Source organism: Chloroflexota bacterium (assembly GCA_013152435.1).
Classification (GTDB): domain Bacteria; phylum Chloroflexota; class Anaerolineae; order DUEN01; family DUEN01; genus DUEN01.
In genome coordinates, this window is record JAADGJ010000036.1 from 1 (window position 1) to 19,363 (window position 19,363).

Below are 19,363 nucleotides of genomic sequence, written 5' to 3' on the forward strand. Positions count from 1 at the left end.
CCTCTTGTGGTTTGTCACATGTCCCACATGGAAGCACCCGGTGACCGTTTCTGTCAAGATCCCTTTTTACACCACTTTATGAGACATTATCTGGGGATGATGCGGATGGGATAACGCCGCCCGGAGCCGTTGTAGCTCCGCCGACGTCAGATCACGCCACTGGCCGGGCTGGAGGCCATCGATCGTGAGGGGGCCGATGGCCACGCGAACCAGGCGTAGCGTGGGCAGGCCGACGGCGGCCGTCATGTGGCGTATCTGACGCTTGCGCCCCTCCCGCAGGATCATGCGCAGCCAGCGGGTGGGGCCGTGGGGGGTGACGGGACGGCCGCGGGGCGGCAGGGATGGGGGCTCGTCTAGCAGCTCCACCTCCGCCGGCGCCGTGCGACGCCCTTTCACGATCACGCCTCGGCGCAGCGCCTCCAGCGCCTCGGGTGTGGGGATGCCCTCGACCTGGACCAGGTAGGTCTTGGGGAGCTTGTAGCGGGGATGGGTGAGGCGGTGGTTCACCCATCCGTCGTTGGTGAGGAAGAGCAGCCCCTCGCTGTTCATATCCAGACGGCCGGCCGCGTATACCGACTCCGGAACGTCGATGAACCGGCTGAGCGTGGGGCGGCCCTCAGGATCGGTGAATGTGGAGAGCACACCGTAGGGCTTGTAGAAGAGGATATATCGCGGGCGTTCCTCCGCCCGTCGCCGTGGGCGTCGTCGTCGTCGGGAAGGGGGCATGATACAGCTCCGTCAAAAGGCCCCTCGCCGCGCGAGGGGCCTTGGTTCTCTCCGTCGGATAGGGGCTGGCCTGGGGGCCGAAACGGCGTGCGGCCATGAACTTCTACGGCCGCCACAGCCCGTTCCCGCCTTGTGAGGGCGCTCCGTCAGGCGCCCTCCTGGAACTCGCCCTCGATGACGTCCTCATCCCCCTCCGTTCTCGGCTGCTCACCGTCCTCGGGTGGGGTTTCGGGGGCCTGATACATGCTCGCCCCCACGCGCTGCAAGGTGTCCAGGAGCGTCCGGGTCGCATCGCGAATGCGCTCGGCGTCCTCCCCCTGCCGGGCGGAGCGGAGGGTAGCGATCTTCTCCTCCAGATCGCTGCGTCCGTCGGCGGGGACCTGTTCCTGGTTCTCCCGCAGGAACTTCTCCGCCTGATAGATGGCCGCGTCAGCGTCGTTGCGCGCCTCCACCAGCTCCCGGCGGCGGCGGTCCTCCTCCCGGTGTTGCTCCGCCTCACGGATCATGCGCTCCACCTCCTCCTCCGTGAGGCCGGACGAGGCGGTGATGGTGATCTTCTGCTCACGGCCGGTGGCCTTGTCCCGGGCGCTGACGTTGAGGATGCCGTTGGCGTCGATGTCGAAGCACACCTCGATCTGAGGCACGCCCCGCGGCGCGGGAGGGATGCCGTCCAGGATGAAGTGCCCCAGCACCTTGTTGTCGCGAGCCATGGGGCGCTCTCCCTGGACGACGACGATCTCCACCTGCGTCTGACCATCGGCCGCGGTGGAGAAGATCTGGGTCTTCCGGGTGGGGATGGTGGTGTTGCGCTCGATCATGGGGGTCGCCACGCCGCCCAGCGTCTCGATGGCCAGCGTGAGCGGCGTCACGTCCAGCAGCAGGATGTCCTTGACCTCGCCGCCCAAGACGCCGGCCTGGATGGCGGCGCCGACGGCGACCACTTCGTCCGGGTTGACGCCCTTGTGCGGCTCCTTGCCGAAGAAGCGTCGCACCGCCTCCTGCACGGCCGGCATGCGCGTCATGCCGCCGACCAGGATCACCTCATCGATGTCCTCGGGGCTGATCTTGGCGTCGGCCAGCGCCTGCCGGCAGGGCCCCAGGGTGCGCTCCACCAGGTCCGCGGTGAGCTGTTCCAGCTTGGCGCGCGTGAGCGTCATGCTCAGGTGCTTGGGGCCGGTCGCGTCGGCGGTGATGAAGGGCAGGTTGATCTCGGTCTCCAACACGGTGGAGAGCTCGATCTTGGCCTTCTCCGCCGCCTCCTTCAGGCGCTGCAGCGCCATGCGGTCCTGGCGCAGATCGATCCCCTGGTCGCGCTGGAACTCCTCGCAGATCCAGTCGATGATGCGCTGATCGAAGTCGTCGCCGCCCAGGAACGTATCCCCATTGGTGGACCGCACCTCGAACACGCCGTCGCTCACCTCCAGGATGGAGATGTCGAAGGTGCCGCCCCCCAGATCGTAGACGGCGATGCACTCATCCTTCGTGCGGTCTAGCCCGTAGGCCAGGGCAGAGGCGGTCGGCTCGTTGATGATGCGCAGCACCTCCAGCCCGGCGATGCGGCCGGCGTCTTTGGTGGCCTGGCGCTGCGAGTCGTTGAAGTAGGCCGGTACCGTGATCACCGCCTGGGTCACCGGCTGCCCCAGATAGGCCTCGGCGTCCGCCTTGATCTTCTGCAGGATCATCGCCGAGATCTCGGGTGGGGCGTATTCCTTATCGCCCATCACCACCCAGGCGTCCCCGTTGGGGCGCTCGATGATCTTGTAGGGAAGCAGCTCTCGGGCCTTCTGCACCTCGGGATCGCTGTACTTGCGTCCCATGAGCCGCTTCACGGAGAAGATCGTGTTGTCCGGGTTGGTGATGGCCTGGCGGCGGGCGATCTGTCCCACCATCCGCTCTCCCGTCTTCGGGTTGATAGCCACCACGGAGGGGATCAGGTGCCCGCCCTCCGAGCTGGGGATCACCACTGGTTGGCCGCCCTCGATAACGGCGACCACGGAATTCGTCGTCCCTAGATCGATGCCTATAACCTTGCCCATATCCCTCTATCGCCTCCAGTTGATTGCGCCGGTCACCGGGCGACGCGCACCATCGCGGGGCGCAGCACGCGATCGCCCAATCGGTATCCCTTGCGCACCACAGCGATCACATGTCCGCTCTCGACCTCGTCGCTCTCCTCGTGGGTCACGGCCTCGTGCTGCGTGGGGTCGAACGGCTGCCCCACGGGGTCGATGGGGGTCACCCCCTCCTGCTCCAGGAGGCTCTGCAGCTTGCGACGGATCAGGGCGAACCCTTCCACCCAGGAGCTTTCGGCCACATCCTCGGGTAGATGTTCAAAGGCCAGGTCGAAATCATCGAGGATGGGCAGGAGTTTGCTGATCAGCGCCGCGTTCGCCTGCTGCATGAACGCTTCCTGCTCACGCTCCTGGCGCTTTCGGTAGTTGGCGAACTCGGCCGCGGTGCGCCGCCATTGGTCCAGGTAGTCCTCCGCCTGGGCCTGTGCCTCGGCCAGCTGGGCCTCCAGCGCGGCGATTCGCTCCTCAGGCGGGACCTCCTCCTCTTCCGCTTCCGCGGTCTCCGGCGCCTCCTGGACGGCTTCGTCCTTTTCTTCGGAGATGGCCGCCTCGTCGACCGTCGCTTCCTCGGCTTCTGCGGCGGCTTCCTCCGCGATCGCCATCTCCTCTTCTTCCATCGTTACATCGGGTCGTGTCCGCTCTTCTCCACTCATGGTCTCCTGAAAGCCTCCGATCGCCTGTGTCGGTGTGCCGGTGGTAGGGGCCGGGCCCCATGCCGGATTAAGGTCTGTACTACCCCATACGGTTCAGGTGTACAAAAGGTGCCCTTTTCGACATCTCACGCTGCAATGCGGCGCCCTCGCGCTATGCCGATGGGCGTCTTCATCTTGAGCAGACGCGAGGAACGGGTGCATTGGTCAGGGGATGTCCCATCCCTCTCGATCAGCACCCGTACCACTCGCGCAAGAGATCGCTCATTAACGTGGAGACGTAGCGCACGGCGGAGATCGCCCGCGCGTAGGGCATGCGGATGGGGCCGACGATCCCCAGGACGCCTGTGGCCACATCCTCCTGCCCGTAACGTGAGAGGACAAGGCTCACGTCTTGCAGGGCCTCCCACCGCCCTTCGCCCCCGATGATGACCTGCACGGTGTTCACGCCCCGCATGTGGGCCAGGATGGACTCCAGGAGGGGGCGCTCCTCCAACACCTGCACGATCCGCCGGGCGGATTCTCGCTGGGCGAACTCCGGCGCGTCGAGGACGTGGAGGAGCCCGTCCCGGTAGATGTAATCGCTGACGCGGCCGTCGGCGCGGCGCATGAGGTCTCGCACCAACATGATGATCTGGCGCTCCAGCCCGGTGGTGACGGGGGCGCGTCCGGTCAGCTCCTCGCTGGTGGCCCCGCGCAGCCTCTCGTTCAGCATATCGGCGATGCGATTGAGCTGCTCCTGGGGAACCGGGCCATCCAGCTTCAGCATGTGTTGCTTCACCATGCCTCCGCTGAGCACCACCATGAGCAGGACGACGGCGTCGTGGAGCGCGATGAGGTCCAGGTGCTCGAAGCGGCTCTTGGGGGCCTTGGGCATGGTGGCCAGAGCGGCACCTCGCGCCGTGCGGGCCAGGATCGCGGCCGCCAGCCGCACCCACTGGTCGAGCTCCATGCGCGCCTGATGGAACTGATGCCGGATCATCAGCAGCTCCTCCGGCGACAGCTCCATATCGCCGACCAGGTGCTCGACGAAGTATCGATATCCTTCCTTAGTGGGAACGCGCCCGGCCGAGGTGTGAGGATGGGTCAGGTAGCCCTTTTCCTCCAGGGCCGCCAGTTCATTGCGGACCGTGGCCGGGCTGTATCCCAGGCCGTACCGTTCGACCAGCGCTTTGGACCCGATAGGCTGGGCGGTCTCCACGTACGCGCGTACGACCAGTCCGAGAATGGCCTGCTGTCTGGGCGTGAGCGCTTCCATCCGGTTCCCTCGTGAAATGGCTGGTAGGTGTCACCAAGCACGCTTGTGTTCCCCCCTCAGGGGAGGTGATGTATCCAACGCGGTGGGAACTCCGTGGATCGCTAGCGGCGTGAGCCGCAAACCTGGCGGCATTCCCACCGCAACGGACACATGACCCAAGGGATGGATGGTTGCCTGATGAGCCTGTTTTTAGCACTCTCGTTGTTAGAGTGCTAAAACACGGGCGACATCATACCATGAAGCCGGGGGAGTGTCAAAAACGCGGGCCCGGGCCCGCCCCGCGCCGGCAGGAGGGATTCGGTGGGCCGGATCAGATCACCTGCGCCGCGGGCAGGGCGATGTAGAAGGTGCTCCCGCGCCCTTCCCCTTCGCTTTCCACCCAGATCCGACCGCCGTGTCCCTCCACGATCTGCTTGCACAGCGCCAGCCCGATCCCCATACCACCGAAGCGGCGGGTCGTATCCCCCTCCACCTGGTGGAATCGTTCGAACACCTTGTCCAGCTGATCGGGTGGGATCCCCACGCCCTGATCCGCGATCGAGAGCATGAAGTCCTGGCCTTCTCGCCAGGCTCGCAGGCGGATCTCCCCTCCGGACGGGCTGAACTTGGTAGCGTTGTCCAGCAGGTTGTCGATCACCTGATTCAGCAGCTCCAGATCCCCCTCGATGGTGGGCACATCCGGGGCGATCTCCACATGAAGGTGAAGCCCCGCCTCCTTTGCCCGGTGTTGCCAGTTGGTCTGCACGCTCTTCAGCCAGGACACCGGATCCATTCTCGTCTTTTGGAGGGTGTCCGGGGCCAGGGCCTGTAGGGTCAGCAGGCGTTGCACCATGTGGTGGAGCCGCTCGCAGTTGTCGTAAAGGGTCTCCACCACCTCGGTCTGTTGAGTCGTCAGCGGCCCCAGCGTGCCCGTCTTCAGCATCTCCGCGCATCCCCGGATCAGCGTCAGCGGGGTGCGCAGCTCGTGGGAGACGTTCTGGATCATCTCGTCCTTGGCGTGCAGCGCCTCTTGCAGCTGCGCGTTGGTCTTCTGGAGGGATGCGTACAGGCGAGCGTTCTCCAGGGCCACCGCGGCCTGGCGGGCGAAGGCCTCCAGCGCCTCCCGTTCCGCCTCCGACCAGGTGTGGGGCTTGTCGTAGTAGCAGCCCGCGGCTGCCACCGTCCGTCCCTCATAGACCAGGGGCCAGACCGCGACCGCCCGGAACCCCTCCGTCTGCGCCAGGGTTCGCGTGAGGGAGTCCTGGGGCAGCTTCTCGATATCCGAGATCAGGATGGGCTTGGGGATCTCCAACAGGCGTCCGCCGTGCAGCTTTCTGACCAGGCTGGTCGCCCGCTTCACGTAGCCGGGTGAGAGGCCTCGGAACCAGGGACAGCTCACGGTGTCGTCCGGGTGGCGGATGTAGATGGCGACTCGGTCGGCGCCGCTCAGGGTCGACGCCCCGTGGCCGATGGCTGAGATCACCTCGTCGAGGCCATGCGGGTAGTTCAGCGTGTCGCCGAGGAGGGCGAGGCGGCTCATCACCTCCGCGCGGGTCCGGAGCTGCTGCAAGAGCTTCACCCGCTCCAGCGTCTGTCCCACCTGTTCGGCCACGCGGTTGACCAGGGTGATCTCGGCCTGGCTGAACTCCCGCCGCTGTGGGCTGTCCAGCCCCAGCATGCCCACCACCTGGCCCCGGACCAGGATCGGCACCACCAGGAAGGAGACGCTGCCTTGCTTGCGCATGATCTCCTGGATCGGCGCCAGGAGCGGGTTGCCCTCGGCCTCCGTGATGGCCAGGGGGGCTTTGTGGTTCAGGACGTAGGCCATGGAGGGGGTCGTATGGACGGAGATGACGGTCCCCAGCGTTTGGGGACGCCCGGGCTCTCGGTATTCCGCGATGATCCTGGCTTCCGTGCGCTCCTCATCGAGGAGGGCGAAGGCCACCTGAGGCAGCTGGAGGAAGTGGGCCAGCTCCTCGCAGATCTCCTGGAGGGCAACCGGCAGGTCCTCGGCCGAGGCCGTCGCGGCGATGACCCGGCTGAGCAGCGTGACCTCCTGGAGCCTTCGGTTGGTCTCCTCCAACAGGCGCAGTCGCTCCGCCGCCGTCCCCATCTGTCGCCCTACGGCCTCGATCAGGGCGATCTCCTCCTGGGTCCAGGGACGTGGCTCGGGGGAGGAGACGTTCAGCCCACCGATGCAGCGCTCGTTGGCCTGAATGGGCACGGTGATGGAGGCGCGGACGCCGTGGCGAATCATGGCGGAGACGATGGCCGATTGAGATCCCTGGGTGATGGACTGCCAGTCCTCCACCGCGCAGGAGTTGAGGGCTTCCAGGCCGATGGCCTGAGCCATGGTGTCCATGACGGGGCCGATCTCCGCGGGCAGGCCGTGGATGACGCGCAGATCGTCTACCCAGATGCTTCCCATGTGCAGCCCTAGGGCCTGCAGGGTGTGGCTCAGGGTGGTCTCCAACAGGGCGGACAGATCGGAGGCCCCGGCCGCGGCGGCGATGATGGCGTTGAGCGCCTCCTGTTGCGCGGCCCGACGTCGGATCTCCGCCTCCGCCCGCTTGCGCTCGGTGATGTTCCGGCTGATGCCGATGATGCCCGCGATCTCCCCATGGGCGTCCCGGAAGGGCACCTTGGTGGTCAGGAGCCATCCCTGTTCGCCGGTCCCCTGGTCCATGAGGGGCTCCTCCCGGTTGACCATCGGCTGGCCGGAGCGGAGGATCTCCTGTTCATCGGCGAAGTATCGGTCCGCCAAATCGCGGGGGTAGAAGTCGAAGTCTGTCTTGCCCAGCAGCTCGTCCGGCGACTTCGCCCCCATCACCCGGGCTGTGGCCAGGTTGGCCACCAGGAATCGGCCCTCCCGATCCTTCACATAGATGTGGTCCGGGATATTGTCGATCAGCGTGCGCAGGAGCTGGCGCTCCTGTGCCAACGCCTCCTCCGCCTGCTTATGCTCGGTGATGTCCTGGACGTACTCGATCGCGCCCTTCAACTGGCCCGTTGTGATGTCCTCGAGGGGGAAGCAGTAAACCTCCAGCCATCCCACGTGCTTTCCGCCGGGCCCCCGCTTCGGCACGATCTCGTGCATCGCCTTTCCCGTCTCCAGGGTCTTCCGGGGCACGCAGCCCTCGCAGGGGGAGCTCCGCCCGTGGTAGGCTTCGTAGCACTTCCGCCCCACGATGGGCATGGCATGCGCGTACCACCGCTCCATGGTGGGATTGACGCGCAGGACGTTCATCTCGTTGTCCAGGATGCTGATCCCGTTCTGGATGCTGGCGAAGACGCTGGCGAGGAATCGCTCTCGCTCCTGCAGCGCCTCCTCCGCCTGCTTGCGCTCGCTGATGTCGGTGAAGACGGAGAGAACCCGGGCGAGGTGGCCCGTTTCATCGAAAAGCGGCTGGGCGCTGACGATGACGGGGACCTCGCGACCATCCTTCGTCAGCAGGGCGGCCTCGTAGCGGTCGGTGGCGCCCGCCCGGACGGCTTCGATCTGCTGTTCATCGGAGGCGATGAGCGCCCGCGGGCGTCCGAGCAGTTCCTCGGGGGTGTAGCCCGAGAGCCTGGCCATGGCGGCGTTCACGAAGGTGATATTCCCGTCGGCGTCCTCGACCAGGATGCCTTCCGTCATGTTGTTGACGATGGTCTCGTTGAAGGTGGCCAGCTGCCGTGCCTCCTCGTACAGGCGCGCGGTGGCAATGGTCATGGCGATGTATTGGCAGACGGCCGTGAGGAGCGACCGGTCCTCCGCCGCCCACTGCCGTTGGGCGCGAGTGGCCACGGCCAGGAGCCCCAGCGTCTCCCCCTTGGAGATCAGGGGCATGATGGCCGAGGCGGTGAATCCATAGCGGGCGATGTCCGGGTTCACCCCTCTGTGATGGGCCGTGTCGTCGATGAACAGAGGACGGCCGCTGCGTAGCACCTGCTCTCGCAGCCCTCCCGCCCGAGGGGTACCGGAGAAGAGGGCCTGGAGTTTCGCCTCCACCCCCTTGGCCATCACGGGGTGCAGCTGTTGCGTCGCCTTATCCCACAAGCCGATGCCGCCCATCTCGAATTGGATCGCGTCCAGGACCGCCTCCAGGGCCTTCGCGATGGTCTCTTCCAGCGTCAGGGATTGGTTCACCATGGCCGTGATGGCGTCCAGGGCGGCCAGGGCGGCCGTGCGCTCGGCCGTGCGACGCGCCAGCGCCTGGTGATGCCGGATCCTCCTCAGGGCCGAGGCCAGATGTTGGGTGGCCTCCTCCAGGAAGGCCTGTCCCTCCGGATCCCGTTTGCGGGCCGGCTCGTCGGCCAGGCACAGCACGCCCAGTTCCTGCTCGCCCGCGGTGATGGGCACGGTGTGCCGTGCGAGGGAGCGGCCGTTCGGCAGGGCGATCCCCTGGCCCGTCAGTTGATCCCATGGGTCGGAGCCCGCGGGGATGCATAGATCGTCCGGGAGCGGCAGGCCGCGGGCCTGTGCCAGTTGCATCTCCTGCTCGGCCGGATCGGTCACGAAGAGCAGGGCCATGTGTGGATGGACCGCCTCCTCCAGCCAGTCCATGAAGGTAGCAGTTTCGCGAGCCAGATCCAGTGTGGTGCCGAGCGTGAGGCTGAGTCGGTACAGTTGCGTCAGTCGTTGATTGGAATACATACGCCCTCGTCCGTCTTTTCAGTAGCGGTGATCCTGTTCCCTGAAGCATCACGCCTGTGTGATAGCGCTGCGCTGAGCTGTGGTCGTTGAAGTGGAGCGTTCGCTCCGAAGATGGGGGAGGCATGGAGGGAGGCCTCCCTCCTCCGGCGTGCGGCGCTCTCTTAGCTCTTCATATGTACATATCCTCTTATTTGATTGAGTCGTCAAGCTCCTCGGGATCTCAAAGCTTTGGCTGGTTCATGACCTCCACAGTCGAAGACGTGCGCTGGAATCGGGTTGATGTGGCCCCCGTGAGCGTCCCTGTCCGGGCCTGGCACCATCCTGCTCGCTCTGGGGGAAGCGGGCGAAAGCGTTGCGGCGAGAGGATGAAAGCCCATGGCCCGGTCGATCGGACGGGTGCCAGCGGTGGCAACGCGACGCGTCGCACCATATACAGGGCACGCTTTCAGGAGATGAGCCGGGTCCGTTTTGTTGAGGAGATGGATGTGGTAGCCGCTCGGATCCCTCCCTCCCCTTTGGCGGTTTGGGTGGATATCCTGATTTTCGCCCAAGGGCAGCGCCCGGGAGATGAAGCGCGTGATGGGCGCCCTGGGTTTATGGTGTCTGGTACTTGCTGGATTCCACCAGCTCGGCTAGGCCGTACACACCATCGCCGAAATTCATCAGGCGGCCGGGCACGTCGTCATCCACATGGGCGGCCACGATCTCACCCACGAAGATGGTGTGATCTCCGGTCTCCATCTGATGGGACAGACGGCATTCCAGGTTGAAGACGGCTCCCTCGATGAGGGGGACGGGTGTGGCGGTCCCCGGTTGGGTCTTCAGCCCGGAGGCGTCCATCTTATCGCCGTCCCAGCCGGAGTGGGTGCCTGTGTACCACACTGCCTCACCCATGTCGGGGCCGGGCGCCGCGATGACGAACGCCTGGCTATCCAGAATGGCTTTGTGGGTGAAGCGCTTAGGGCTGACGGCTATGGCGTACATGGGCGGCTCGCCGGAGCAGACCATAGACCAGCCGGCCGGCATCACATTGATCTGCCCGTTGGCCGCGCGGGACACGATCAGCACGATCCATTCGGGATACTTACGCGCCAATGCCTCTTGTGGGGGAACCTGTCGCATAGGTGGCCTCTCCGTACGAAGGGATCAGTAGGCGTTGCGGTCCCGGAAGATCAGGAAGAGGGTCCGCAACAGGATCTTGATATCCAGCAGGAGCGACCAGTTCTCGATATACCAGAGATCGTACTTGGTGCGCTCGGCGATGGAGGTATCGCCTCGGAGCCCGTTGATCTGGGCCCAGCCGGTGATGCCCGCTTTCTCGCGGTGGCGATCCATGTACCGGGGGATGCTCTGGCGGAATTGCTCGACATAAACGGGGCGCTCCGGCCGGGGACCGACCAGGCTCATATCGCCCACCAGGACGTTGATGAGCTGGGGAAGCTCATCCAGGGAGAACCGCCGGATCAGCGCGCCGAAGCGGGTGCGCCGCGGGTCGTCCGGTCGCGTCCAGCCGGGGCCCTCCGCCTCCGCATCCGTCCGCATGGACCGGAACTTGATCATGGGGAAGGGCTGCGCGTCCAGCCCCATGCGCTCCTGGATGTAGAATACCGGGCCGGGGGATTCCAGCTTGATGATCAGGGCGGTCAGCATCATCAGCGGCGATAGCAGGATCAGCGCCGCGGCGCTCACCACGACGTCCATCGCCCGCTTCAGGGTGAGGCGCCAGCCGCGCAGCGCGATGTCCCGCACCGTCAGCAGGGGCAGCCCGCCCAGGTCGCCGATGCTCACCTCGGAGGCCATGATCTGGAACACGTCGGGGAAGACGCGAATCCCCACCTTCTCCCGCTCGCACAGGGCGATGATCCCCACGATCTCCTGGTGGCTGGCCTCGGGCAGGGCGATGATCACCTCGTCCACCTTGTGCTGCTCGATCGCGGTCGGGATGTCCTCGATCCGGCCCAGCACGGGGAAGCCCAGCACCGACTTGGGGCCGGAGTTCGCGTCGATCAGGCCGACCACCCGATAGCCCAGGCCGGGGGATTGCACGATCTTCTGTAGGATCATGCGCCCCACCTCGCCCGTGCCAACGATCAACACCCGGTCCTCGCCCACGCCGCGAGCCTGCAGCGCCCATTGCACCCGGGCGTGGATGACCCGGCCGAGCGTGACCAGCACCAGCGTCAGCCCCCACGTGTAGATCACCATCCAGCGGTGGTAGTCCAGCTGTCCCTTGAACAGGAAGGACGTGAAGGCGATGGTGAGCAGGATGCTGATGGAGACGGCCCCGAAGAGCTGGTAGAACTCGTCCAGGTGGGAGATGGCTCGCTTGCGATGGTAGAGCCGGTAGAAGAAGAACACGGTGGCCAGGCTGGTCAGGTGGATGGCCATCATGCTCAGATAGTTGCGGAACGGGCCGATGCCCTCGCCGACGCCCATGCGGCGCAGCAGGTATCCCAGGTAGAAGGCCACCGCGGCCGCGGTGAGATCGCATATCAGCAGAGCGATGACGAACACGAGCTGTGCGCGTTTCACGTCGTCCCCCCCGAATGCGAAGCCTTCGGCTCACGCCACTGACCGCTCAGGGCGCGCCGTCCCATGTCCAGTTTCCCCTTCAGGGCGATGCCGGCCAGGATCAGCCAGTGCAGCCAGAACGGCGTGGTCGCCGCGTAGTGCTTGTGGTAGAAGATCACCATGGCGCGATAGAACTCCCTGCGCGCTCGCGGGCTGTGCTGGCTGGCCGCCTCCTTCACGTGGAGGACGGTCACGGCCGGGTTGTACCATATCTGCCACCCGGCGTCCTTGATCCGCTTGGCCCAGTCCAGGTCCTCGCCGTACATCCAGAAGGTCTCGTCGAGCAGCCCGACCTGGAGGATGGCCTCCCTTCTCACCCACATGAACGCCCCCACGACGGAGTCCACCTCCGTGAGTTCGTCCGGGTCCAGATAGGTCATGTTGTATCGTCCAAAGCGGCGGCTGCGGGGAAACAGCTTGCTGAGTCCCAGCATACGCCATAGCGAGATCTCGGGCGTGGGGAAGGAGCGGCGGCACGCCAGGTCCAGCGATCCGTCCGGGCGCACCAGCTTGGGGCCCACCACGCCTGCCTTCGGCCGGGCGTCCATGAAGGCCAGCATCTGGGCCAGGGCGTCGGGAGGCAGGACCGTATCCGGGTTGAGCAGGAGCACATAGCGCGGCAGGGAGGCGGCATCGACCGGAGAAGGGGTGGCAGCGGATGCGGATGACGGATCGGGAAAGCCAAAGGCGCGTAGGCCCAGGTTGTTCGCGTAGGCGAACCCGCCGTTATGATCGCTTTCGATCAGGCGGGCCTGTGGGAACTCCGCCCGCACCATCGCGGCGCTGTCGTCGGTGGAGGCGTTGTCCACCACGCAGACTTCAAATGCAAAGGCGCCCTGGCTGGCGTAGACAGAGCGCAGGCACCTTTGCAGTAAGGCACGAGTATTATAATTGACGATGATGATCGCCAGATCGAGCATCGCCCCCCCTCACCGGCAGCGGCATTTTAGCACAGGCGCCCACCTCGGTCAAAGCCTTTGCGATTCAGCTCGTGCGTCTTTTTCGGTGGAAATACGGCGGGGAGCTTTGAGGGGCACAGCCCCTCAAAAGAAACTTCCCGGTTTCCGCCCCTCACCTGCCTCGCCCAGCCTTGCCCACTCGAATCAGGTCGGGAAAGGGCAGGTGCTAGGCGGAAAAAGAGGAAGTTTTGGCGGAGGGGGGGCCCTCCGCATTTCCCTTGTGGGCTTGCGATGAGCCCCGCGAGGTTTCCACCATTTTGGATACGCTATCGTGATTCACGCCAGTGGATCTCCGGCCGCTGGCGGTGCCGCCAGCGCCAGGCCAGCCCCACAGGGTAGCCGATCATCTTCGCCACGTCGCCGACCAGGCGGATGACCGGGACCAGCGCCATCGTTTCGATCCTCTGCCAGGGGGAGAGCGAGCCCCAGTAGCGTTGTAGCCGTTGCCATGGCCGCTGGCAGTAGACCAGCCCCCCCAGGATCAACAGCCCCCACCACGCGGGGGTGTGGAGGAGGCCGAGGGCGATCAGGCCCGGCGTCGCGACCAGATAGGTCGTGTAGCGCACCAGATGGCGCTTGCGCCATAGATCGGCTTTTCCATCGCCGCGCGCGTATCGGTAATATTGGAGGAAGAAGGCGCGCAGGGACGGGCGGGGGCGGAAATAGGCGATGGCGTCCGGCGCCCAGGCGAAGGGGCCGAAGCGGTCCCGCAGCCGGAAGTCGAAGATGAGGTCTTCGCAATAGTCCAGCCACTCGGGATAGCCGCCCACCGCCTCCCATGCCTTACGGGTGAACGCCACGGAGCGGCTGGAGGGCAGGAATCGGTCGGCGCGCACGTCCTCCAGGGCGGGCAGGACGGTGGCCCCCATGGCGATCTCGAAGAGGGATTGGGGGTCGGGGAGGAAGAAGCCGGAGACCACCTGGACGCTCGGGTGTTGTGAGAAGGGGGCGAGCAGCATCTCCAGCCAGCGGGGATGCAGTCGGACGCCGGCGTCTGTGGACGCGATGATCTCGCCCGATGCCGCGGCGATGGCCCGGTTGCGTCCCTGGGAGATGTTGGCGCCCGGCTCCACGATCACCCGCAGCGGCAGGCGATCCGCGTAGCTCTCCAGGATGGCCACCGTGTCGTCTTGGGAGCCGCCGTCCACGATGATGACCTCGTCCGGCTGGCGCGTCTGCACGAGGAGGGAGTCCATGAGCCGGCGGATCGAGGCTCCCTCATTCAGCACCGTGGCGATGATCGTGACCCGGGGGGATGGCGATGTGCGCATGGGACCATTATAACGTGGCTGTGGGGCCTAGCCAAGCCTGGTTGTTCCGTGGAGGGGATCTCCCCTCCGCGGAAACCCCACTTTTCCGGGTGGTGGATCGTGTGTCCTTTTCGGTGGGAACACGGCGGGGAGCCTTGAGGGGCGCAACTCTCAGGTGGTGTGGCTCCCTGGCTTGGTCGGGGAGGTATGGTACAATGGCCGGGTGAGAGGATTCGTTCATGTTTCTGTGCGTACCTGGAGAGGAGGAGCCGGGATGTTGATTCGAGGTGGCGAGGTGCCGGAGCAGAACGGACGCAAGCCGTACCCGATCGAGGGATATGAGGTCCCCGTGCGGCATTTCGTGGTGCGCGTGACCACGCCGGAGAACCCGTTCCCGCCTCACAAGCACGAACAAGGGGAGCTGTGGTACATCATAGAAGGACAGGCGGTGCTGACCCTGGATGGGCGTGAGCACGCGGTGGAGGGTGGAGATCTGGTCGTGCTGGAGCCGTGGGTGGAACACGGCCTGCGCACGGAGGGCCGGGTTACCTGGATCTGCATAGGGTGACGCGGCTTCCCGTTCCGTGGAGCAAGTGTGCACCGAGAGGCTTACGGTCGACAGGGCTGGCGAAAGGAGGTCGCAGTGGCGGAGCAACTGTCTCGGGAGGAACTGCTTGAGCTATATCGGCAGATGGTCTTGATCCGTCGGTTTGAGGAGAAATCGACCGAGCTGTACACACAGGGCAAGATCGGCGGGTTCCTGCACCTGTATATTGGCGAGGAGGCCATCGCCGTGGGGGCCTGTAAGGCCATGCGGGCGGATGACCACCTGTTCACCGCCTATCGGGATCATGGCTGGGCCATCGCCCGCGGGCTGGATCCCAGACGGGTGATGGCCGAGCTGCTGGGAAAGGCCACCGGCGTCAGCGGCGGCAAGGGCGGCTCCATGCACCTGGCCAGCGCCGAGCACAACTACTGGGGCGGCCACGCCATCGTCGGAGGACATCTACCTCTGGCCACCGGCGTCGGGCTGGCCATCCGCTACAAGGGCGAGGATAGCGCCGTCGTCTGCGCCTTCGGCGAGGGCTCCACCAACATCGGCTACTTCCACGAGTCCATCAACCTGGCCGCCGTGTGGGACCTGCCCGTGGTCTTCCTGGTGGAGAACAATCAATATGGCATGGGCACCGCGGTGGAGCGCGCCTCGGCCGTCTCGGACATCTTCCAGAAGGGGTGCGCCTACGACATCGCCAACGCCCAGGTGAACGGGCAGGACGTGCTGGAGATGTACAGGGCCGTTCAGGAGGCGCTGGACCATGCCCGGAAGGAGGGTCCCTTCCTGCTGGAGGCGATCACCTATCGCTACGTCGGGCATTCCATGGGGGATCCAGAGCGGTATCGCCAGAAGGCGGAGGTTGAGGAGTGGCGCGCTCGCGATCCCATCCGGCTCTTTGCCGCCGAGCTGAGGAAGCGCGGGGTCGCGGACGAGGCAACGCTGGAGGAGATCCACCGCGCTGTGGAGGACGAGCTCGTCGAGATCGTCCGATTCGCTGAGGAGAGCCCGGAGCCGGACGACGCGGCGTTGTGCGAGCATGTCTACGTCAACCCCGTCCCCCACCGATAGGAGGTCGCATATGGCACGCATGACGTTTCGTGAGGCCATCAGCCAGGCCCTGCGTGAGGAGATGTACCGCGATGAGCGGGTGTTCATCATGGGGGAGGAGGTCGGCCGTTGGGGGGGCACCTATGCTGTCACCCGCGGCTTCCTGGATGAGTTCGGCGAGAAGCGGGTGCGGGACACGCCCATCGCGGAGGGGGTCATCGTCGGCGCGGCGGCCGGCGCGGCCATCGCCGGGTTGCGCCCCGTGGCGGAGATCATGACCATTAACTTCGCCTTCCTGGCCATGGACCAGATCGTCAACCACGTCGCCAAGCTCCATTACATGTTCGATGGTCAGATCACCTGCCCCGTCGTCATCCGCACCGTCGGCGGCGGGGGACGACAGTTGGGGGCGAGCCACTCCCAGTCGCCTGACGTGGTCTTCGCCCACTTCCCCGGCCTCAAGGTGGTCGCCCCGGGCACGCCAGCCGACGCCAAAGGGCTTCTGAAGGCCGCCATCCGTGAGGACGATCCCGTCCTCTTCATCGAGCACGCCACCCTCTACCAGGTGCGCGGCGAGGTCCCCGACGATGAGGACTACCTGGTGCCCATCGGCGTGTCCGATGTGAAGCGAGAGGGGCGGGACGTGACCATCGTCTCCTACTCCAAGATGCTGCAGATCTCCCTGGAGGCGGCCGAGCGGCTGGTGCAGGAGGGGATCGAGGCCGAGGTGATCGATCTGCGATCGCTCCGCCCGCTGGATACGCGCCCCATCATCGAGTCCGTGCAGAGGACGAACCGGGTGGTGGTCGTCGAGGAGGGCTGGCGCTCCTACGGCGTGGGGGCCGAGATCGCCAGCCGGGTGATGGAGCTGGCCTTCGACTCCCTCGACGCGCCGGTGCGTCGCGTCGCCCAGGCGGAGGTGCCGTTGCCCTATAACCGTCGGCTCGAGCAGATGGCGCTCCCCCAGGTCGACGATGTGGTGCGCGCCGTGAAGGATGTTCTGTATCTGTGAGGAGGAGGCGTTGTCGTGGCTGAAGTGATCACCATGCCCAAGTTAGGCTTTGATATGGCGGAAGGCACCTTGATCGAGTGGGTCAAAGGGGAGGGGGACGAGGTCGGAGAGGACGACGTCATCGCCATCATCGAGACGGATAAAGCCAGCGTGGAGGTCCCCGCGCTTCGCTCCGGGGTGCTGCGCGCGCTGCTGGTGAAGGAGGGGCAGACGGTTCCCGTCGGGCAGCCCATCGCGATCATTGGCGCCGCCGATGAGGAGATCGATCTGGAGGCGCTGGGGGTGACGGAGGCGGCCCCGGAGGCGGAGGCGGGGGAGGTGGAGGAGGCGGTTGCGCCGCCGCCCGAGGCGCCTCCCGCGGTCGAGCGCGGCCGGCTGGCCGTATCCCCGGTGGCGCGGCGCATGGCCGAGGAGCTGGGCATCGACCTGACCCGGGTGCGGGGGACCGGCCCCAACGGCCGCATCATCAAGCGGGACATCGAGGCCTACCTGCGGGAGATGGAGAAAGCGCCGGAGAAGGCGCCGCCGCCCATCCCCACGCCCTCACACGCGCCCGCGCCCGAGGGGATCCAGGTCGAGCCGATGACGCCGATGCGGGAGACGATCGGCCGCCGCATGGTCGAGAGCAAACAACAGGCGCCTCACTTCTACATCACCTACGAGATCGATATGGAGGCGGCCATGGCCCTGCGGCAGGAGTTGAATGCGCTCCTGCCGGAGGACGAGCGCATCTCCGTGAACGATCTCGTCATCAAGGCCGCGGCCATCGCGCTGCGGGAGTTTCCCAGGCTGAACGCCTCCTTCGCCGGAGATGAGATCCACATCCATGAGCAGGTGAACATCGGCATCGCCGTGGCCCGTGAGGTGGGCCTGGTGACGGCGGTCATCCGGGACTGCGACCGGAAGCCGCTGGCGCAGATCGCCCGCGAGGCCCGCGAGCTCGTCCGACGGGTGCGGGAGGGCCGCATGCGCCCCGACGACATGGTGGGCAGCACCTTCACCATCAGCAACCTGGGCATGTTTGGCGTGGAGGAGTTCGCCGCCATCATCAACCCGCCCCAGGCGGCCATCCTGGCCGTGGGGGCCGTGCGCCGCGTGCCCGTCGTCACCGAGGACGGGGAGCTGGCCGTGGGCGCCCGGATGAAGGTCACCATCTCGGCCGACCATCGCGTGACGGACGGCGCCGAGGCGGCGCGGTTCATGCAGGCCTTCAAGCGGGCGCTGGAGGAACCGCTGCGTCTCGTCCTGTAAGACTTCGCCATTCGCCACTTGCCACATCTCACCCACGGAGGATATGGACCATGCGCATTCTGTACATCGACATCGACACATTGCGCCCGGACCACCTGGGCTGCTACGGCTATCACCGTAACACCAGCCCCAACATCGATGCCCTGGCCGAGCGGGCCGTCCGATTCGACAATTGCTATGTCACCGATGCGCCGTGTCTGCCGTCGCGCGCCGCCTTGTGGAGCGGTCGATGCGGCTTCCACACCGGCGTCGTCGGTCACGGGGGCACCGCGGCCGACCCGTTCATCGAGGGGCCCACGCGGGGCTTCCGTGACATCTTCTGGGCGACCTGCTGGATGACCGCGCTGCGCCGGGCGGGCTTTCGCACCGTCACCGTCAGCCCCTTCGGCGAGCGCCACGGCGCCTGGCACTGGTACGCGGGCTTCAGCGAGATCTACAACCCGGGCAAGGGCGGGATGGAGATCGCGGACGACGTGACCCCCATCGCGCTGGATTGGATCCGGCGCAACGCCCGTGACGACAACTGGTTCCTGCATATCAACTACTGGGATCCGCACACGCCCTATCGAACGCCAGAGGCGTTCGGCAATCCGTTCCAGGACGATCCGCTGCCGGATTGGCTGACGGAGGAGGTGCGTCAGCGCTCATGGGAGGGATTCGGTCCGCATAGCGCCCAAGAGCCTCATGGCTGGGGTGGCGAGACGTTCTACCAGAACTATCCCCGGATCCCCGCGCAATTGGACTCCATGGAGGCCGTGCGTCGCTGGATCGATGGATATGACGTGGGCATCCGCTACGCCGATGAGCACGTGGGGCGGATCTTGAACGCGCTGGCTGATGAGGGGGTCCTGGATGAGACGGTCATCATGGTCAGCTCCGATCACGGCGAGAACCAGGGCGAGCTGAACGTATGGGGGGACCACCAGACGGCTGATCACATCACCAGCCGGGTGCCGCTGCTCGTGCGCTGGCCGGGGCTGACGGATGAGCCGCGCGTGGATCGGGCGTTGCACTACCATTACGACTGGGCGGCTACGCTCATCGAGCTCGTCGGCGGCCAGGTGCCCGATAACTGGGACGGCCGGCCGTTCACCGCGGCCTTCCGCCAGGGCCGCGAGGAGGGGCGTCCCTACCTGGTCGTCAGCCAGAACGCATGGTCCTGCCAGCGGAGCGTGCGGTTCGACGATTACATCTGCTTGCGCACCTACCACGATGGGTACAAGCAGCTGGAGCCGGTCATGCTGTTCGACCTGGCGAACGATCCTCACGAGCAGCACGATCTGGCGGCCGAGCGGCCGGACCTGGTCGATCGGGCCATGGGGATGCTGGCCGAGTGGCATCACGAGATGGCGGCCACCAGCCGTCATAACGTGGACCCGATGATGACGGTGCTGCG

General features: G+C 65.9%; 14 protein-coding genes. 5 read left to right on the plus strand and 9 right to left on the minus strand.

Translation table 11 applies throughout. The features are described 5' to 3' along the window. Positions 1 to 66: 66 nt before the first annotated feature. From GXP39_04540 to GXP39_04580, 9 genes are all read right to left on the minus strand, one after another. Positions 67 to 726, minus strand: a complete 660-nt coding sequence (locus GXP39_04540; protein ID NOZ27306.1) for a pseudouridine synthase — start codon at positions 724 to 726, stop codon at positions 67 to 69. A gap of 146 nt (positions 727 to 872) precedes the next feature. After that, on the minus strand, positions 873 to 2,762 hold the full coding sequence (dnaK, locus tag GXP39_04545; GenBank protein ID NOZ27307.1) for a molecular chaperone DnaK: 1,890 nt from the start codon (positions 2,760 to 2,762) through the stop codon (positions 873 to 875). A 32-nt stretch (positions 2,763 to 2,794) separates the two neighbouring features. Beyond that, the gene (locus tag GXP39_04550) at positions 2,795 to 3,451 is read right to left on the minus strand and encodes a nucleotide exchange factor GrpE (GenBank protein ID NOZ27308.1); all 657 of its coding nucleotides are present in this window, start codon (positions 3,449 to 3,451) and stop codon (positions 2,795 to 2,797) included. A 229-nt stretch (positions 3,452 to 3,680) separates the two neighbouring features. After that, positions 3,681 to 4,706, minus strand: a complete 1,026-nt coding sequence (gene hrcA / locus GXP39_04555) for a heat-inducible transcription repressor HrcA (protein NOZ27309.1) — start codon at positions 4,704 to 4,706, stop codon at positions 3,681 to 3,683. 310 nt (positions 4,707 to 5,016) lie between these two features. Continuing rightward, the gene (locus GXP39_04560; GenBank protein NOZ27310.1) at positions 5,017 to 9,321 is read right to left on the minus strand and encodes a GAF domain-containing protein; all 4,305 of its coding nucleotides are present in this window, start codon (positions 9,319 to 9,321) and stop codon (positions 5,017 to 5,019) included. A 594-nt stretch (positions 9,322 to 9,915) separates the two neighbouring features. Beyond that, a complete protein-coding gene (locus GXP39_04565; protein NOZ27311.1) occupies positions 9,916 to 10,443 on the minus strand; it encodes a flavin reductase family protein in 528 nt (175 codons plus the stop codon). Positions 10,444 to 10,467: 24 nt separating this feature from the next. After that, positions 10,468 to 11,814: an undecaprenyl-phosphate glucose phosphotransferase gene (locus GXP39_04570; protein NOZ27312.1), complete on the minus strand. Its 1,347-nt coding sequence runs from the start codon at positions 11,812 to 11,814 to the stop codon at positions 10,468 to 10,470. Positions 11,815 to 11,849: 35 nt separating this feature from the next. Beyond that, on the minus strand, positions 11,850 to 12,812 hold the full coding sequence (locus GXP39_04575) for a glycosyltransferase family 2 protein (protein NOZ27313.1): 963 nt from the start codon (positions 12,810 to 12,812) through the stop codon (positions 11,850 to 11,852). 305 nt (positions 12,813 to 13,117) lie between these two features. Next, entirely contained in the window at positions 13,118 to 14,122 is a 1,005-nt protein-coding gene (locus GXP39_04580; protein ID NOZ27314.1) for a glycosyltransferase, read from the minus strand. Between the two features lie 253 nt (positions 14,123 to 14,375). Here GXP39_04580 and GXP39_04585 point away from each other — a divergent pair, with 253 nt between their 5' ends. From GXP39_04585 to GXP39_04605, 5 genes are all read left to right on the plus strand, one after another. After that, positions 14,376 to 14,669 (plus strand): cupin domain-containing protein, encoded by a 294-nt coding sequence (locus tag GXP39_04585; GenBank protein NOZ27315.1) that lies wholly within the window; start codon positions 14,376 to 14,378, stop codon positions 14,667 to 14,669. An 87-nt stretch (positions 14,670 to 14,756) separates the two neighbouring features. Next, on the plus strand, positions 14,757 to 15,725 hold the full coding sequence (gene pdhA, locus GXP39_04590) for a pyruvate dehydrogenase (acetyl-transferring) E1 component subunit alpha (GenBank protein NOZ27316.1): 969 nt from the start codon (positions 14,757 to 14,759) through the stop codon (positions 15,723 to 15,725). 10 nt (positions 15,726 to 15,735) lie between these two features. Further along, a complete protein-coding gene (locus GXP39_04595) occupies positions 15,736 to 16,716 on the plus strand; it encodes an alpha-ketoacid dehydrogenase subunit beta (GenBank protein NOZ27317.1) in 981 nt (326 codons plus the stop codon). A 15-nt stretch (positions 16,717 to 16,731) separates the two neighbouring features. Continuing rightward, positions 16,732 to 17,967 (plus strand): 2-oxo acid dehydrogenase subunit E2, encoded by a 1,236-nt coding sequence (locus GXP39_04600; protein ID NOZ27318.1) that lies wholly within the window; start codon positions 16,732 to 16,734, stop codon positions 17,965 to 17,967. 50 nt (positions 17,968 to 18,017) lie between these two features. Continuing rightward, positions 18,018 to 19,363, plus strand: a 1,346-nt coding sequence (locus tag GXP39_04605) for a sulfatase (GenBank protein NOZ27319.1), incomplete at its 3' end; no start/stop codon positions are given.

Coding starts and splice junctions, on each gene's coding strand:
- GXP39_04565 (NOZ27311.1), bottom strand. CDS start 10,443: ATGCGACAGGTTCCCCCACAAGAGGCATTGGCGCGTAAGTATCCCGAA.
- GXP39_04575 (NOZ27313.1), bottom strand. CDS start 12,812: ATGCTCGATCTGGCGATCATCATCGTCAATTATAATACTCGTGCCTTA.
- dnaK (NOZ27307.1), bottom strand. CDS start 2,762: ATGGGCAAGGTTATAGGCATCGATCTAGGGACGACGAATTCCGTGGTC.
- GXP39_04595 (NOZ27317.1), top strand. CDS start 15,736: ATGGCACGCATGACGTTTCGTGAGGCCATCAGCCAGGCCCTGCGTGAG.
- GXP39_04540 (NOZ27306.1), bottom strand. CDS start 726: ATGCCCCCTTCCCGACGACGACGACGCCCACGGCGACGGGCGGAGGAA.
- GXP39_04550 (NOZ27308.1), bottom strand. CDS start 3,451: ATGAGTGGAGAAGAGCGGACACGACCCGATGTAACGATGGAAGAAGAG.
- hrcA (NOZ27309.1), bottom strand. CDS start 4,706: ATGGAAGCGCTCACGCCCAGACAGCAGGCCATTCTCGGACTGGTCGTA.
- GXP39_04585 (NOZ27315.1), top strand. CDS start 14,376: ATGTTGATTCGAGGTGGCGAGGTGCCGGAGCAGAACGGACGCAAGCCG.
- GXP39_04560 (NOZ27310.1), bottom strand. CDS start 9,321: ATGTATTCCAATCAACGACTGACGCAACTGTACCGACTCAGCCTCACG.
- GXP39_04580 (NOZ27314.1), bottom strand. CDS start 14,122: ATGCGCACATCGCCATCCCCCCGGGTCACGATCATCGCCACGGTGCTG.